Below are 15800 nucleotides of genomic sequence, written 5' to 3' on the forward strand. Positions count from 1 at the left end.
AGGGTATCTTTGCATTCATGACGAACGAGACGCAGGTCAGGACGCTCGACGCCAGCGCGCTCAAGGCGCTGGCACACCCACTGCGGGTCAAGATCTTCGACATCCTCGCGGCGCGAGGTCCGCAGACCGCCAGCTCCCTTGCGGCCCTCGTGGGAGAGACATCGGGATCCACCAGCTATCACCTGCGTGCGCTTGCAGCTCACGACCTGATCCGAGAGGTGGAGGGGCGAGGCACGGCGAGGGAGCGATGGTGGGAACGGCCCAAGGGGCGCATCGACGTGCCCGGCCCCGATGAGATGACCTCGCCGGCGAACCGCGCCGCGGCGCAGATCGTCACCTCGGAGTTCTTCCGCGTCCGCCACGAGACCCTCATGAGCTACCTGAACCGACCGCAGGCCGAGGTCCCCGAAGCGTGGCGAGACGTCGGGATCACGATCACCACGCACCTCGACATGACACCGGAGCAGGCGATGTCGCTCCGCGAGGAACTCGAAGCCATCGTCGAGAGCGCCATCGAGCGGTACCGGGGCCAGGAGGGGCCGGACGTGCGGCGGGTTTCGCTCCGCGCCGAGCTCTTCGATCTGCCGACCCCGCGAGCGACCTCGCCCGCCGTCGACAACGAGGAGGCATCATGACCGCGGCAACTCTCCATCTCGTCGCACCGACGCGAACCGAGCGTCGGCTGCTCCGACTGGCCGATCGGCTGACGGCGTACGTCGAGAATCGGATCTCACATCGCGCGGAGCGGCGTGAGCTCTCGCTCGATCTGCTGCGCGAACAACAGACCCGCCGGCAGGACCCCCGTGCCGTCGACCATGCCCTCGCGCAACGGGGAGTGACCCGCCGCTGACGTCGTTGCCCGGGGCCGCGCGACGAGACCCCCTGATATCCGCACGGGTGTCAGGGGGTCTCGTCCCGATGGCGGGGCCCGGTTCAGTCGGCGAACGGGCGGGCGACGACCTCTCCGGACGCGGTCTGGAGGACCTCCCAGCCGGCGTCGAGCTCGGCGATCGCACGCCCTTCCAGCCAGGTGAGGGTCCAGTGGCCGGTGAGGCCCTGGGACTCGACCTCGGCGATGGCGGGACGCAGCGCTTCGGGGACGGAGGCGGGCGGCTGTGCACCCGCGGCCCAGCGCGTGCCGAGCTGCATCAGGAGGCCTCGACCGGGGCGAGCTCGATCGCGGTGACCGCGAACTCCTCCGCCTCGGTGATCTCGAGCTCGGCGATGCGGCCGACCGCGCGGAGGTCGTCCGCCGCGGCGCGCAGGGCCTCGACCTTCGCTGCGGGAGCGGCGATGGCGGCACGGGAGACCGGGGTCTTCTGCGACGCCTTCGCCTCGGTCTTCGCGCGCCGGATGCCGATGAGCGCCTCGCTCGCGGCGGCCAGCACGGCCGGGTCGCCCTCGATGCCGAGCTTCTCGGGCCATGCTGCGGTGTGCACGGAGCCCGCCTCGAACCACGACCAGGCCTCCTCCGTGGCGAAGGAGAGCACCGGCGCGAGCAGGCGGAGAAGCGTGGACAGCGCCAGACGCAGCGCGAGGGCGGCCGAGGCCTGGCCCACGTCGTTCTGGTTGTAGGCACGCTCCTTCACGAGCTCCAGGTAGTCGTCGCAGAACGTCCAGAAGAACGCCTCGGTCAACTCCAGCGCCCTGGCCGCGTCGTACCGGTCGAAGGCGGCGGTCGCCTCGGCCACCACCCCGTCGAGCGCCGTGAGCATCGAGGCGTCGAGCGCGTGCGTCACCTGCGCGCCCGCGGGCACCGGGAACGACAGCACGAACTTCGCGGCGTTGAGCACCTTGATGGCGAGACGCCTGCCGATCTTCACCTGGGTCGGGTTCTGCGGGTCGAAGGCCGCGTCCATGCCGAGTCGGCTCGAGGCCGCCCAGTACCGCACCGCGTCAGAGCCGTGGGTGTCGAGCACGTCGGCCGGGGTGACGACGTTGCCCTTCGACTTCGACATCTTCTTGCGGTCGGGGTCGACGATGAAGCCGGAGATGGCGGCGTTCTTCCATGGGGTGCGGCCGTCTTCGAGCGTGGAGCGCAGCATGGTCGAGAAGAGCCAGGTGCGGATGATGTCCTGTCCCTGCGGGCGCAGATCGAACGGAGCAGTGAGCTGCCACAGCTCCTCGTCGCGCTGCCAGCCGCCCGCGAGCTGCGGGGTCAGGGAGGACGTCGCCCAGGTGTCGAGGATGTCGGCCTCGGCATCGAACCCGCCCGGCACCCCGCGCTGCTGCTCGGTGTAGCCCGCCGGGACATCCGTGGTCGGGTCGATGGGCAGCGCGGCCGCATCCGGGGTGAGCACCCGGTCGTAGTCGCGCTCGCCGTTCTCGTCCAACGCGTACCAGAGCGGGATCGGCACGCCGAAGAACCGCTGCCGGGACACGAGCCAGTCGCCGGTGAGGCCGCCGACCCAGTTCTCGTAGCGGACCCGCATGAAGTCGGGGTGCCACGCCAGCTCGGTTCCGTGCGCGAGGAGCTGGTCGCGCAGCTCGCCGTCGCGGGCGCCGTTGCGGATGTACCACTGCCGGGTCGAGACGATCTCGAGCGGGCGGTCGCCCTTCTCGAAGAACTTCACGGCGTGCTGGAAGGGCTTGCCGACGGCGGTCATGTCGCCGGTCTCCTGCAGCTTCTCCACGATCGCCTTGCGGGCGCTGAAGACGGTCTTGCCCGCCACGTTCTCCACGTACCAGGAACGCGCGTCGGGGTCTGTGACGATCGACGGCGCCTCGGCGAGGAAGCGGCCGTCGAGACCGATCGCCGTCATGTTCGGCAGGGACTCGCCGGCGGTGGTGCGCAGCTCGCGCCACCAGATGATGTCGGTCACATCGCCGAAGGTGCAGACCATCGCCGCACCGGTGCCCTTCTCGGGCTGGGCGAGGTGGTGGCCGTGGATCTCGATCTCGGCGCCGAAGTACGGCGTGCGCACCTTGGTGCCGATGAGGTGCTTGTGCGGCCCCTCGGGGTGGGTCACGATCGCGATGCACGCCGGGAGGAGCTCCGGGCGCGTGGTGTCGATCGCGATGGAGCCGGAGCCGTCAGCGAAGGGGAACTCGATCGTGTGGTACGCGGCCTGCTGGTCGCGGTCCTCGAGCTCGGCCTGCGCGATCGCGGAGCGGAAGTCGATGTCCCACAGCGTCGGCGCGAGGGCCTGGTATGCCTCGCCGCGCTCGATGTTGCGGAGGAACGCGAGCTGGCTCTGCCGGATCGTGTCGTCGGAGATGGTGCGGTAGGTCTGCGTCCAATCGACGCTCAACCCGAGCTTACGGAACAGGGCCTCGAACTGCTTCTCGTCCTCGATCGTGAGGCGCTCGCACAGCTCGATGAAGTTGCGGCGGCTGATCGGCCGCTGGTCGGCAGCCCGGCTCGACTTGTTGTCGCCGCCCTCGAAGGGAGGGGTGAAGTCGGCGTCGTAGGGGAGAGACGGGTCGCAGCGCACGCCGTAGTAGTTCTGCACGCGGCGCTCGGTGGGCAGGCCGTTGTCATCCCAGCCCATCGGGTAGAACACGGTCTTGCCGCGCATGCGCTCGTACCGCGCCTTGACGTCGGTGTGCGTGTAGGAGAACACGTGGCCGATGTGGAGGCTGCCGGAGGCGGTCGGCGGCGGGGTGTCGATCGAGTAGACGCCCTCACGGCCGAGCTCGGCGGCGCGCAGACGGTCGAACAGGTACGTGCCCTGCTCAGCCCAGGCGGCGTCCCACTTCGCTTCGAGACCTTCGAGTGCTGGCTTGTCGGGAATGGGGTTCTGCGCCGTTTCGGAAGCAGGCATGGAGGTCTCCTCGAGCGATGTATGCGGCACTGTGTGAGCGTGCCTGAGTGTGGGGTGTGCCGAACAGTCTACCGAGCGTCACGGTGACGGGTCGCCGGCGCAGATCGACCCCGTCCAAGAATCAGCCGTAGGATGGAGGGACCCCGACCCGCTCGTCCAGAGGAACCGTCATGCCCGCAAGATCTGTGCGCCGTCTCCTGCCCTTCGCGGCGCTCACCGCTGCCGCTGCGCTGGTACTCAGTGCGTGTGCTGCGCCCGGCGCCGATGGGGAGGGCGGGGAGCTCGTGTGGTCGATCGAGGGCGCGAATCTGTCCGCAGGGCACATGGATCCGCAGGTCAGCCAGCTCGATGTCTCCGGCATGGTGCAGCGGGCGGTGCTCGACTCCCTGGTCTTCCAGGAGGACGACGGATCGTTCAGCCCGTGGCTCGCGAAGAGCTGGGACGTCTCACCGGACAGCACGGAGTACACCTTCACGCTCCGCGACGACGTGACCTTCACCGACGGCGAGAAGTTCGACGCTGCCGCCGTCAAGGCGAACTTCGACCGCATCGTCGACCCCGAGACCGCGTCGGCCCAGGCAGCCAGCATGCTCGGCGCCGATTTCTACGACGGCACCGAGGTCGTCGACGATCACACCGTCAAGGTGACCTTCACGCAGCCCTACGCGCCGTTCCTTCAGGCGGCGAGCACGCCGCAGCTCGGCTTCTACTCGCCTGCCGTGCTGGAGAAGTCGGCCGACAAGCTCAAAGCGGGCGGCCCCGGGATCACCGTCGGCACCGGCCCGTTCGAGCTCACCGAGTACACACCCGACCAGGAGATCGTCTACACCCGCAACGACGACTACGCCTGGGGCCCGCACGACGCTGAGGCTCCGAAGTTCGAGACCCTGCGCGTCGAGATCCAGCCGGAGGCGTCTGTGCGCGCGGGCGTCGTCGAAAGCGGTGAAGCCGACCTGGCCAGCAACATCCCGCCGAACCTCGCGAAGGACCTCGGCGACGGCATCACGGTCGACTCCATCGAGTACCCGGGTCTGCCGTACTCGCTGTATCTGAACGAGAAGTACGGAGTCTTCGCCGACGAGAAGGTGCGTCAGGCGTTCGCCCGTGGCATCGACATCGACGCCGCGGTGGAGGAGATCTACTTCGGGCAGTTCCCGCGGGCGTGGAGCATCCTCGGGTCGACGACTCCGGGCTACGACGCGTCCCTCGAGGGCAGCTGGCCGTTCGACCAGGATGAGGCGAACACGCTCCTCGACGAGGCCGGCTGGACGGCCCGCGACACCGACGGGATCCGCATGAAGGACGGCAAGCGCCTCTCGGTGCGCTGGATCGCCTGGACTCCGGTTCCCGACGACCGTGCCGCGCTGGCCAACGCGATCCAGTCCGACCTCAAGGGGATCGGCTTCGAGGTCGAGCGCGAGGTGCTCGAACCGGGCGCCTACAACGAGCAGTACGAGCCGAAGACGTTCGACCTGACCGACTGGGGCTTCTCCGGTGTCGACCCCGACCTGCTGCGCAGTCACCTGCACACCGACGGGTTCCAGAACGCCTCACAGGTCAGCGACCCCGAGATCGATGCGCTGCTGGAACAGGCCGTCGCGACGAGCGATCAGGACACGCGGAACGGGCTTTACACCCAGCTGCAGGAGTGGAACGCCACGCACACCGCCATCGTGCCGCTGTACAGCCCGTCGGCGATCACGGCCGTCGGCGACCGCGTCGAGGGCGTCGAGTACGACCTGTACGGCCGTCCGCTGTTCTACGATGTGACCGTCGGCTGAACCGCCGGCTGAGCGGAGGGCACGGGTGGTGAAGGCTGCTCTCGTCCGCATCGCCGGCCTGATCGCCTCCGTCGTCATCGTCCTGTGGGGCGCCGCCACCGTCGCATTCCTCGCGTTCCGAGTGATCCCCGGAGATCCCGTGTCGGTGATGCTGGGACCTCAGGCACAGGTGAGTGAGGCGGTCAAGGACGGCATCCGCGCCGACCTGGGACTGGACCGGCCGCCGTGGGAGCAGTACCTCGGTTTCATCGGCCAGCTGGCCCGCGGGGACCTGGGGGAGTCGTACCAGCTGCGGATGCCGGTCACAGAGGTGATCGGACGCCAGCTGGGAGCGACGGTACAGCTATCCGCGCTCGCACTGGTGATCGCCGTCGTGCTCGCCGTCGGGGTCGCCGTCCTCGTACGCGGCGATGCAGGACGCACGGCCGCCGCGGCGGTGGAGCTGGTGGTGCTCTCGTCTCCGGTGTTCTGGATCGGACTGGTCCTCCTCAGCGTCTTCGCCTTCGGACTGGGGCGGTTTCCGGTCTCCGGAGCCCGCAACCCCGCCACGATCGTCCTCCCGGCGGTGACGCTCGCGCTACCGGTGGCCGCGCTGCTCAGTCAGGTGCTTCGGGACGGCCTCGTGCAAGCCGAGCGCATGCCGTTCGCTGAGACGGTGCGCGCGCGTGGGGCGAGTCCTTCGTGGTTCACGCTCCGGCACGGACTGCGTCACGGCGCAGCCTCCGCCGTCACGCTCGCCGCCTATCTGACCGGCTCCGTCCTCGGCGGAGCGGTGCTGGTCGAGACCGTGTTCGCCCGACCCGGTCTCGGACGCGTGACGCTCGCGGCGATCAGCGACCGCGATCTTCCGGTCATCACGGGGATCATCCTCCTGAGCGCCGTGGTGTTCGTCACCGTGAACCTGCTGGTCGAGATCGTGCACCCCCTGATCGACCCGCGTATCAGGGCAGCACGTGACCGGAGCACCCGATGAGGCGCGCGCAGACTGTGCTCCTCTGGTCGGCCATCGTGGTGAGCGCCGTGATCGTGTTCGCGGCGCTCTGGCCCGGGGTCCTCGCCACGCACGATCCACTGCAGACCGATGTCCGCTCCGCCCTGCTGCCGCCCGGCGCGGAGCACTTCTTCGGCACCGATCAGAGCGGGCGCGACGTCTACTCGCGGGTGGTCCACGGCGCGGGGAGATCGCTGGGCATCGGGCTCTTCGCCACCGGGGTGGCTCTGGTCCTCGGGCTCATGATCGGCGCGCTCGCCGGGGGCGCACCGCGGGGCGTCGACACCACCGTGATGCGGGTGAACGACGTGCTGATGGCGTTCCCCGAGTTCCTGGTCGCGCTGGTCGTCGTCGCCGTGCTGGGACCGGGGCCCGTGAACATCGCGATCGCGGTGACCCTGGCCGCCGTGCCGGTGTACATCCGGTTGGCGCGCGTGCAGACCCAGACGCTCCGCGTCACCGAGCACGTCGAAGCCGCGCGCATCCTCGGCGTCCCGCGCTGGCGCGCTTTCCGCAGGCACGTGCTGCCGGGCGTGCTCGGTGCGCTGAGCGTGCTCGCCACCATCGGCATCGGCTCGAGCATCCTCGCGGCCGCGGGACTCAGCTTCCTGGGCTTGGGTCCCTCAGAGCCGACGCCCGAGTGGGGATTGATGCTCGCCGGGGGCCGCAATGTGCTGGGCCAGGCCTGGTGGATCTCCCTCTTCCCCGGCGTCGCGATCACGCTGACCGTGGTCTCGGCCACCGTCATCGGGCGAATCCTTCGGGCTCGCGCAGACGGGAGGACAGGATGAACGCTGCACTGCAGGTTCGAGGACTCCACATCTCGTTCGACGGGAAGCAGGTCGTGGATGACGTGTCCTTCGCCGTCGACCGCGGTGAGTGCGTCGCGATCGTGGGGGAGTCCGGCGCCGGCAAGTCCCTCACGGCGCGTGCCCTGCTGGGGCTGACTCCCGCAGCCGCTGACGTCACCCTGGACGGGCTCGTGGTGGACGGGAGGGATGTCGCCGGTCTCTCCGATCGGGCGTGGAGGGGCGTGCGCGGATCGGGAATCGCGCTCATCTCCCAGGACGCGCTGGTCTCCCTCGATCCCCTGCGGCGCATCGAGGCGGAGATCGCCGAGCCGCTCCTCCTCCACAGGGTCGTCCGGGGGCGGGCGCCGCGAGCGACACGTGTGCGGGAGCTGCTGGAGCGCGTGTGGATGCCCGAACCGGAGCGCCGCGCGCGACAGCACCCGCACGAACTCTCCGGAGGTCTGCGGCAGCGTGCGCTCATCGCGTCCGCACTCGCCGCGAACCCGGCCGTCCTCGTGGCGGACGAGCCGACCACCGCGCTCGACGCCACCGTGCAGGCGCGGATCCTCGGACTGCTGCGTGAGATCACCGACGCGGGGACGGCCCTCGTGTTCATCAGCCACGACTTCGCAGCGGTCCGTCGGATCGCCGATCGTGTCCTGGTGATGCGGAGCGGCGTGGTCGTGGAGTCCGGTCCGGTGGCCGAGGTGCTCGAGAACCCTCGACACGAGTACACGAAGCAGCTCATCGCCGCGACGATCCACGAACCCCGAACCGCTGCGCCGACGGATTCCGCATCGGTGCTGAGAGTCGACCGCGTGTCACGGAGCTTCGGCACCGTGCCAGCGGTCGTCGATGCCTCGTTCGTCGTGAGGGACGGGCGGACGCTCGGCATCGTGGGGGAGTCGGGATCGGGCAAGACCACTCTCGCCCGCATGATCGTCGGCGTCGACGCCCCGGACAGCGGCGCCGTGGAGTGGAACGCACCGCGACGGGTGCAGTTGGTGCATCAGAATCCGCTCGGCGCCTTCGACCCGCGCTGGACGATCGGTCGATCGCTGCAGGAAGCGCTGGAGGCCGGTGGTGTGCCCCGCACCGCGCGCCCTGCTCGGGTGGTCGAACTTCTCGCCGAGGTCGGCCTGGCTCCCGCACTGGCCGGCAGACGTCCGAGTGCCCTTTCCGGCGGACAGAGGCAGCGGGCGGCCATCGCCCGTGCCCTCGCCGCCGATCCTGACGTGCTGGTGCTCGACGAACCCGTCTCCGCGCTCGACCCCTCGGTGCGGGAGCGGGTGCTGCGTCTGCTCGACGGGCTGCAGCGTGAACGCCGGCTGACGATGATCCTCGTCTCCCATGATCTGGATGTCGTGGGATCGGTCGCGGATGACGTGCTGGTGATGCAGGACGGCCGGATCGTGGAGCAGGGGCCGACGTCGGAGGTGTTCGCGGCACCGCAGCACCCGTTCACGAGAGAGCTGATCGACGCGAGCGGCGCCGTCAGTCCTTGACGAGGATGCCGATTCCCGCGGCGAGCACGGGTGCCAGCTGCTGCACCTGGAACGAGGTGAGCGTGGCACCGCGCAGGCTGTTGGCGTCGAGGTAGCCGAGAGCGTCGAGCCCGCGCAGATCGAGGTCTTTCGCCCGCATGCCCCGCGAGTCCACCTCGTCACTCGATGTGGACGTGAAGCGCACTCGCGTGAGCTCGGCCCGCGGCATGTCGATCGTGCGGATGGCGCACCCTGTGATCTCGAGATCGGTGACCTTCGCCGCACCGAGGTTGAGGTAGTCGATGCGCACATCGCGCAGGTCGAGCTCCGAGACGTGCGCCTCACTGAGGTCGAGGGTCCCGATGCGGCCGCCGTTGATCCGCACTCGCCGCACACCCGCGTCGCGCATGCGCAGCGAGGCGATGCGAACCCCCGACATGTCGACGTCGACGACCGATGCCCCGGTGAGGTCGACGGCATCGGCGTCTGCGCTCACGACGCACTGCTCGACCGTCGAATAGGCGAGGTCGACGGTACCGGCCAGATCGAGTCGAGCGGCGACGAGGTCGGCACTGCGGGCAGCCCGAGCCGGTTCGAGCACCGGCGGCAGATCGGGCGCCGTGACGCGGGGAGACGCGGGGGAGTCGGAGGTGCGGGCCATGTTCCGAGCGTAGGGCGGGCCGACGACATCGTGCGCGGTCGCCATCCGGGAAGGACCATGCGCCGGGGAGCAGTGGGCACGCGTACACTGGTGGGACGAGCATCGATCCGGCCATCACCGGGGAGCTCTCGGAAGAACGGCGTGACCTTCGGGCCGCGCTCAGTAGAACCGAGCGGGGCAGGCCCGTCACAGCCGCAGTGAGAGTGGTCGCGCCGCAGGGCGCGGCACGCGAGGTGGTACCGCGGTCCGTGAGGGTCGTCCTCGCATGAGCATCCGCCACGACGACCACTGCGAGCCACGATGACCTACCCCCGTTCCGCCTTCGGCCCCGCCGCCGACTCCGTCGCGCCCAGCCCTCGCTTCCCGCAGATCGAGGAGGAGGTGCTCGCGTTCTGGGAGGCGGATGACACCTTCCGCGCGTCGATCGCGCAGCGCGAGGGGTCGCCGGAGTGGGTGTTCTACGACGGCCCGCCCTTCGCGAACGGCCTTCCGCACTACGGCCACCTGCTCACGGGGTACGCGAAGGACGTGTTCCCGCGCTTCCAGACGATGACCGGCCACAAGGTCGATCGCGTCTTCGGCTGGGACACGCACGGACTTCCCGCCGAGCTCGAGGCGATGAAGCAGCTCGGCATCACCGAGAAGGCCGAGATCGAGGAGATGGGCATCGACGTCTTCAACGCGAAGGCGAAGAGCTCGGTCCTGGCCTACACGCACGAGTGGCAGGACTACGTCACCCGTCAGGCGCGTTGGGTCGACTTCGACCGTGGCTACAAGACGCTCGACCTGGGCTACATGGAGAGCGTGCTCTGGGCGTTCAAGACGCTGTACGACAAGGGCCTCGCCTATGAGGGATACCGGGTGCTCCCGTACTGCTGGCGTGACGAGACCCCGCTCAGCGCCCACGAGCTGCGTATGGACGACGACGTGTATCAGATGCGTCAGGACCCCTCCGTGACGGTGACCTTCCCGCTGACCGGAGCCAAGGCCGAGGCGCTCGGGCTCACCGGCGTGCGCGCCCTCGCCTGGACGACCACCCCCTGGACGCTCCCGACCAACCTCGCGCTCGCCGTGGGGCCGGACATCGACTACGTGGTACTCCCGGCAGGCCCGAACGGCGCAGCGGACGTGCACCAGGCCGCAGGGACGACGGATGCCGCGATCGAGGCCTCGGCGCACCGATACCTGCTCGCCCGTCAGCTCGTCGGCGGATACGCGAAGGACCTCGGGTACGAGAGCGCCGATGACGCGCTCGCCGCCGTCGATGCGACGGTGCGCGGTGCCGACCTGCAGGACGTGACCTACGACCGGCTGTTCGACTACTACGCCGACGCCGAGACCTACGGGACCGAGAACGCCTGGCGCATCCTGGTGGACGACTACGTCACCGTCAGCGACGGCACCGGCATCGTCCACCAGGCTCCGGCCTACGGTGAGGACGACCAGCGGGTCGCCGGTGCTGCGGGGATCCCGACGATCCTGTCGCTCGACGACGGCGGACGCTTCCTCCCGAACGTCACCGATGTCGCCGGCCAGCTGTGGATGGACGCGAACACGCCCCTCGTGCGGCTGATCCGCGAGAACGGCCGTCTGATCCGCCTGCAGAGCTACGAGCACTCGTACCCGCACTGCTGGCGCTGCCGGAACCCGCTGATCTACAAGGCGGTGTCGAGCTGGTTCATCCGCGTCACGGACATCAAGGACGACATGCTCGCCAACAACGAGCAGATCACCTGGGTGCCGGAGAACGTCAAGCACGGACAGTTCGGCAAGTGGCTCGAGGGTGCGCGCGACTGGTCGATCAGCCGCAACCGCTACTGGGGATCGCCGATCCCGGTCTGGAAGAGCGACGACCCCGAGTACCCGCGCGTCGACACCTACGGCTCGCTGGAGGAGCTGGAGCGCGACTTCGGCACGCTGCCGCGCAACCCGGAGGGCGAGGTCGACCTGCACCGTCCGTACATCGACGACCTCACGCGGCCGAACCCCGACGACCCCACCGGCAAGAGCACCATGCGCCGCATCGAAGACGTCTTCGACGTGTGGTTCGACTCCGGTTCGATGCCCTACGCCCAGGTGCACTATCCCTTCGAGAACCAGGAGTGGTTCGACTCGCACTCCCCGGCGGACTTCATCGTCGAGTACATCGGACAGACCCGCGGCTGGTTTTACGTGATGCACGTGCTCTCGACCGCGCTCTTCGACCGCCCGGCGTTCACGGGCGTCAGCTGCCACGGCATCGTCCTCGGCAGCGACGGCTACAAGATGTCGAAGTCGCTGCGGAACTACCCCGACGTGTCCGAGGTGCTCGACCGCGACGGTTCCGATGCGATGCGCTGGTTCCTGATGTCGAGCTCGGTGCTGCGCGGCGGCAACCTCGCGGTCACAGAAGAGGGCATCCGCTCCGGCGTCCGCGAGTTCCTGCTGCCACTGTGGAACTCGTGGTACTTCTTCGCCACCTACGCGAACGCATCTGGCGCCGCCGGCTACGAGGCGCAGTGGAGCACCGATTCCACCGATGTGCTCGATCGCTACATCCTCGCTCGTCTCGGCGACCTCGTCCGCGAGGTGCGTGCCGACCTGGAGGGTCTCGACTCCACGACGGCGTCCGCGCGGTTGCGTGACTTCGCCGAGGTGCTGACGAACTGGTACATCCGACGTTCGCGCGATCGCTTCTGGACAGGCGTGACGGAAGACCCGAAGAGCCGTGAGGCGTTCGACACCCTCTACACCGTGCTCGAGACGCTCACCCGCGTCGCAGCGCCTCTCGTGCCCCTCATCAGCGAGCGCGTGTGGCAGGGCCTGACCGGTGGGCGCAGCGTGCACCTGACCGACTGGCCGGACGAGACGCAGTTCCCCGCAGCGGACGAGATCCGCGACGCCATGGACGCCGTGCGCGAGCTGTCGAGCGTGGGCAACGCACTGCGGAAGAAGGAGAAGCTGCGTGTGCGTCTCCCACTCGCCCGCTTCACCGTGGTCTCGCCTCTCGCGGCGTCGCTGGGACAGTTCGAGGACATCCTCCGCGAGGAGCTCAACGTGAAGTCGGTCGAACTCGTCGCACTCGCCGATGACACCGCAGCGGAGTACGGCATCGCGCACCGCCTCAGCGTCAACGCCCGCGCGGCCGGTCCGCGTCTGGGCAAGGACGTGCAGAAGGCGATCCAGGCCGCACGCTCTGGCGACTGGAGCGAGGAGGCCGGTGTCATCACAGCCGGCGGCATCGCGCTGGAGCCGTCGGAGTACGAGCTCGTGCTCGAGACGACCGGCCGTCCGGAGGGGGAGGCTCTGGCCATCGTGCCGAGCGGGGGTTTCGTGCTGCTGGACACCAGGACGACCCCCGAGCTCGAGGCGGAGGGGCTCGCCCGAGATGTGATCCGCGCCGTGCAGGAGACGCGCAAGAACGCCGACTTCGACGTGAGCGACCGCATCCGGCTGGTGCTCCGATTCCAGGACGATGCGGACACCGCGGCCGTGGTCTCGGCGTTCGAGTTGGCAGGCATCGCTGCGGAGACCCTCGCCGAGGAGTACTTCGTGATCGACGCGCAGGGCGACTCGATCTTCGGTCATGGTGCGGTCCTCGCCGGTGCAGGAAGCGCGACGCCGGAGTTCTCCGCTGTGATCTCCGCCGGGACGTATGCGAACATCGGCGACTTCACGATCGACGTGACCAGGAGGGGAGCGGGAGCATGAGTGCTGCTGACAGGGCGGATGCCGTCTACGAGGCGCTTCTGAGCCGAGCGGGAGAGCGCTGGGTGCAGCCGCGCAAGGAGCGCACCGCCCGGATCCTGGCCTTCCTCGACGACCCGCAGCGCACCTACCGCGTCGTGCACATCACGGGCACCAACGGCAAGACGTCGACGGCCCGGATGATCGAGAGCCTTCTGCGTGCGCACGATCTGCGTACCGGGCTGTTCACGAGTCCACACCTGGAGCGCTTCACCGAGCGCATAATAATCGACGGCGAGCCCATCGCCGACGAGGCCGTCGCGGACGCGTGGGACGAGATCGAGCCGTTCGTGGACATCGTCGACGCCGAGCTCGAGGCAGCCGGTGACGCTCCGTTGACCTTCTTCGAACTGCTGACCGTGCTGGCATTCGTCGCGGTCGCCGACGCTCCGATCGATGTGCTCGTGCTCGAGGTGGGCATGGGCGGCGAATGGGACTCCACCAACACGGCCGACGGCGACGTCGCGGTGTTCGCGCCGATCGACATCGACCACGCCGACCGCCTCGGCAGCACGATCGCCGAGATCGCCGAGGTCAAGGCGGGCATCATCAAGGAGGGCGCCGCCGTGGTGTCCGCTCAGCAGCCCGCGGAGGCCGCCGAGGTGCTGCGCCGGGTGGCTGCGGAGCGCAACGCCACCATCGCCTTCGAGGGCGAGGAGTTCGGTCTCGCCGAGCAGAAACTCGCGGTCGGTGGGCAACTGCTCACGATCCGTGGCCTGGCGGGGGACTACACCGAGGAGTACCTCCCGCTGTACGGGGCGCATCAGGGGCACAACGCCGCCCTCGCTGTCGCCGCGGTGGAGTCGCTGATCGGGGGCGCCACGCAGCGCATCGCGGCCGACATCGTCACCGCGGGCCTGCAGGAGAGCACTTCTCCCGGCCGACTGCAGCTGCTCGGCATCGCGCCGACCGTGATCGTCGACGCGGCGCACAACCCGCACGGCGCCAAGGCGCTCGCGCAGGCACTGGACGACAGCTTCGACTTCGACGAGTGGGGTCTGGTGCTCGGTGTGCTCGCCGACAAGGATGCCGCGGGCATCGTCGCCGAGCTGGCCCCGAGGGCGGCACACGTCTTCGCCACCGCTCCGGATTCGGATCGAGCGAGCGATGCTGATGCGATCGCCGATCTCGTGGAGCAGAGCGGCCAGCGGGCGACCGTGCACCACTCTCTCGCCGACGCCGCCGACGCCGCGCGCGAGTGGGCCGCCTCCTCCGACCGCCGCGCGGTGATCATCGCGGGCTCGGTGGTGCTCGCCGGAGAGGCGATCGCGCTGTCGCAGGACGAGGACTGGAAGGCGGGGTGGCGCGCATGAGCGCCGATGCCGCACCAGCGCGTCGTCCGCGCCCGCCGCGCACCCTCGTGCAGAAGCTCGCACCCGTCGTGTTGGGGTTCGAGGCCATCGTGGTCTTCCTCGTCGGACTCACGATCTTCGGGTTGCGTCAGCTCCCCGACGGTGTCGAGCAGTGGTGGGCGATCGTCGCCGGGGCGGTGCTCGCCCTCGCGTGCATCGCGATCGCGGGGATGATCACGAAGCCCTGGGCACTCACCGCCGGGTGGGTCGTCCAGGCCCTCGTCGCGCTGTCGGCGTTCTTCGTCCCCTCCATCCTGCTCGTCGTCCTGATTTTCGGCGGGATGTGGGCGTATGCGACCATCGGAGGGGCCCGACTGGACGCACGACGCCCCGTCGAGCCCTCGACCGAGACTCAGACCACGCAGATCTCAGACACAGAGAGTGAATGACATGGCCACCGAAGAAACCCTCGTCCTCGTCAAGCCCGATGGCGTCGCTCGCGGCCTCACCGGCGCGATCCTCGCCCGCATCGAGGCGAAGGGCTACGCCCTCGTCGACATCCGCCTGGTGGAGCCCGACCGTGACCTGCTCGCCGAGCACTATGCCGAGCACGAGGGCAAGCCGTTCTACGAGCCGCTGCTCGAGTTCATGCTCTCCGGCCCGTCTGTCGCGATCCGGCTCGCGGGCAACCGCGTGATCGAGGGCTTCCGCTCGCTCGCAGGCACGACCGACCCCACGACCGCCGCACCGGGCACGATCCGTGGCGACTTCGGTCGCGACTGGGGCCTCAAGGTGCAGCAGAACCTGGTGCACGGCTCCGACAGCCCCGAGTCCGCCGCGCGCGAGCTGGGAATCTGGTTCGACTGAGAACCCGTCCACATGCGAAGAGCCCGTCCACCGAATCTCGGTGGACGGGCTCTTTCCGTGCTGCAACCTCAGAAGATCATGCCGATGACCTCGCCGAGGAGGTCGAGGCCGCGCAGCTGAGCGAGGAGGATCACGACGGCGTACGCGAGGATCGTGGCGAGCGGGACCCAGGCCATCAGCCGGTTTGCGCGCTCCTGCACCTTCTCGTTGCCGGTGAAGCTGCCGTTTCGTGTCAGGTGCAGCATGGTGGCGAAGAAGGTCGGGATGGTGACGGACCAGGTGAGCATGCACCACGGGCAGAGCACACCGAGGTTGGGGGCGTAGATGCTCTGCCAGATCAGCCAGCAGACGAGGCCGAAGGCGAAGGTCACGCCGGCGCCGAAGGTCAGCCAGAACCACCGGGGGAACCGTGAGCCGGCGAGCAGTGCGACGCCGACGAAGAG

The 15800-nt window shown here is 69.1% G+C and carries 14 protein-coding genes; 10 read left to right on the plus strand and 4 right to left on the minus strand.

All coding sequences use genetic code 11. The annotated features are described in order from the left end of the window. The first annotated feature begins 17 nt into the window (after positions 1-17). Together AX744_RS08915 and AX744_RS08920 are read left to right on the plus strand one after the other, a co-directional pair. Complete coding sequence (locus AX744_RS08915; protein WP_061016394.1) at positions 18-635, plus strand: ArsR/SmtB family transcription factor; 618 nt, start codon at positions 18-20, stop codon at positions 633-635. After that, positions 632-850 (plus strand): hypothetical protein, encoded by a 219-nt coding sequence (locus AX744_RS08920; protein WP_058632262.1) that lies wholly within the window; start codon positions 632-634, stop codon positions 848-850. Before AX744_RS08915 ends, AX744_RS08920 begins: the two co-directional genes overlap by 4 nt. Before the next feature lie 83 nt (positions 851-933). Here the strand turns inward: AX744_RS08920 and AX744_RS08925 are convergent, their stop codons facing one another. Together AX744_RS08925 and valS are read right to left on the minus strand one after the other, a co-directional pair. Further along, the gene (locus AX744_RS08925) at positions 934-1149 is read right to left on the minus strand and encodes a hypothetical protein (protein WP_046749254.1); all 216 of its coding nucleotides are present in this window, start codon (positions 1147-1149) and stop codon (positions 934-936) included. Then, positions 1149-3764: a valine--tRNA ligase gene (gene valS / locus AX744_RS08930; protein WP_061016396.1), complete on the minus strand. Its 2616-nt coding sequence runs from the start codon at positions 3762-3764 to the stop codon at positions 1149-1151. The genes AX744_RS08925 and valS overlap by 1 nt, the downstream gene beginning before the upstream one ends. Before the next feature lie 170 nt (positions 3765-3934). On the opposite strand from valS, the gene AX744_RS08935 reads away from it, so the two are divergent. The 4 genes from AX744_RS08935 to AX744_RS08950 are packed head-to-tail and all read left to right on the plus strand — an operon-like array spanning position 3935 to position 8832. Next, entirely contained in the window at positions 3935-5545 is a 1611-nt protein-coding gene (locus AX744_RS08935; protein WP_061016398.1) for an ABC transporter substrate-binding protein, read from the plus strand. A 25-nt stretch (positions 5546-5570) separates the two neighbouring features. Continuing rightward, a complete protein-coding gene (locus AX744_RS08940) occupies positions 5571-6518 on the plus strand; it encodes an ABC transporter permease (RefSeq protein ID WP_061016400.1) in 948 nt (315 codons plus the stop codon). Then, positions 6515-7327 (plus strand): ABC transporter permease, encoded by an 813-nt coding sequence (locus AX744_RS08945; RefSeq protein WP_061016402.1) that lies wholly within the window; start codon positions 6515-6517, stop codon positions 7325-7327. Before AX744_RS08940 ends, AX744_RS08945 begins: the two co-directional genes overlap by 4 nt. Then, a complete protein-coding gene (locus AX744_RS08950) occupies positions 7324-8832 on the plus strand; it encodes an ATP-binding cassette domain-containing protein (protein WP_061016404.1) in 1509 nt (502 codons plus the stop codon). Before AX744_RS08945 ends, AX744_RS08950 begins: the two co-directional genes overlap by 4 nt. Here the strand turns inward: AX744_RS08950 and AX744_RS08955 are convergent. Then, positions 8822-9472 carry a pentapeptide repeat-containing protein gene (locus AX744_RS08955; protein ID WP_058632277.1) on the minus strand — a complete coding sequence of 217 codons (651 nt, stop codon included), beginning with the start codon at positions 9470-9472 and terminating at the stop codon, positions 8822-8824. The genes AX744_RS08950 and AX744_RS08955 overlap by 11 nt on opposite strands. A gap of 300 nt (positions 9473-9772) precedes the next feature. Between AX744_RS08955 and ileS the strand changes: the two genes are divergently transcribed. From ileS to ndk, 4 genes are read left to right on the plus strand one after another with little or no spacing between them, the layout of a single operon-like run. Continuing rightward, positions 9773-13162: an isoleucine--tRNA ligase gene (gene ileS / locus AX744_RS08960; protein WP_061016406.1), complete on the plus strand. Its 3390-nt coding sequence runs from the start codon at positions 9773-9775 to the stop codon at positions 13160-13162. After that, on the plus strand, positions 13159-14511 hold the full coding sequence (locus AX744_RS08965) for a bifunctional folylpolyglutamate synthase/dihydrofolate synthase (protein ID WP_061016408.1): 1353 nt from the start codon (positions 13159-13161) through the stop codon (positions 14509-14511). Before ileS ends, AX744_RS08965 begins: the two co-directional genes overlap by 4 nt. Continuing rightward, positions 14508-14939: a DUF4233 domain-containing protein gene (locus AX744_RS08970; protein WP_218867904.1), complete on the plus strand. Its 432-nt coding sequence runs from the start codon at positions 14508-14510 to the stop codon at positions 14937-14939. The genes AX744_RS08965 and AX744_RS08970 overlap by 4 nt, the downstream gene beginning before the upstream one ends. Before the next feature lies 1 nt (position 14940). Beyond that, the gene (ndk, locus tag AX744_RS08975; protein ID WP_017830321.1) at positions 14941-15357 is read left to right on the plus strand and encodes a nucleoside-diphosphate kinase; all 417 of its coding nucleotides are present in this window, start codon (positions 14941-14943) and stop codon (positions 15355-15357) included. Positions 15358-15425: 68 nt separating this feature from the next. Here the strand turns inward: ndk and AX744_RS20630 are convergent. After that, positions 15426-15800: vitamin K epoxide reductase family protein (locus AX744_RS20630; protein ID WP_331709302.1), on the minus strand; the 375-nt coding region annotated here is incomplete at its 5' end.

The organism is Microbacterium sp. CCH5-D1 (assembly GCF_001557335.1).
In the GTDB taxonomy this organism is placed as follows: Bacteria; Actinomycetota; Actinomycetes; order Actinomycetales; family Microbacteriaceae; genus Microbacterium; species Microbacterium oxydans.

Coding starts and splice junctions, on each gene's coding strand:
- AX744_RS08915 (WP_061016394.1), top strand. CDS start 18: ATGACGAACGAGACGCAGGTCAGGACGCTCGACGCCAGCGCGCTCAAG.
- AX744_RS08920 (WP_058632262.1), top strand. CDS start 632: ATGACCGCGGCAACTCTCCATCTCGTCGCACCGACGCGAACCGAGCGT.
- AX744_RS08925 (WP_046749254.1), bottom strand. CDS start 1,149: ATGCAGCTCGGCACGCGCTGGGCCGCGGGTGCACAGCCGCCCGCCTCC.
- valS (WP_061016396.1), bottom strand. CDS start 3,764: ATGCCTGCTTCCGAAACGGCGCAGAACCCCATTCCCGACAAGCCAGCA.
- AX744_RS08935 (WP_061016398.1), top strand. CDS start 3,935: ATGCCCGCAAGATCTGTGCGCCGTCTCCTGCCCTTCGCGGCGCTCACC.
- AX744_RS08945 (WP_061016402.1), top strand. CDS start 6,515: ATGAGGCGCGCGCAGACTGTGCTCCTCTGGTCGGCCATCGTGGTGAGC.
- AX744_RS08950 (WP_061016404.1), top strand. CDS start 7,324: ATGAACGCTGCACTGCAGGTTCGAGGACTCCACATCTCGTTCGACGGG.
- AX744_RS08955 (WP_058632277.1), bottom strand. CDS start 9,472: ATGGCCCGCACCTCCGACTCCCCCGCGTCTCCCCGCGTCACGGCGCCC.
- ileS (WP_061016406.1), top strand. CDS start 9,773: ATGACCTACCCCCGTTCCGCCTTCGGCCCCGCCGCCGACTCCGTCGCG.
- AX744_RS08965 (WP_061016408.1), top strand. CDS start 13,159: ATGAGTGCTGCTGACAGGGCGGATGCCGTCTACGAGGCGCTTCTGAGC.
- AX744_RS08970 (WP_218867904.1), top strand. CDS start 14,508: ATGAGCGCCGATGCCGCACCAGCGCGTCGTCCGCGCCCGCCGCGCACC.
- ndk (WP_017830321.1), top strand. CDS start 14,941: ATGGCCACCGAAGAAACCCTCGTCCTCGTCAAGCCCGATGGCGTCGCT.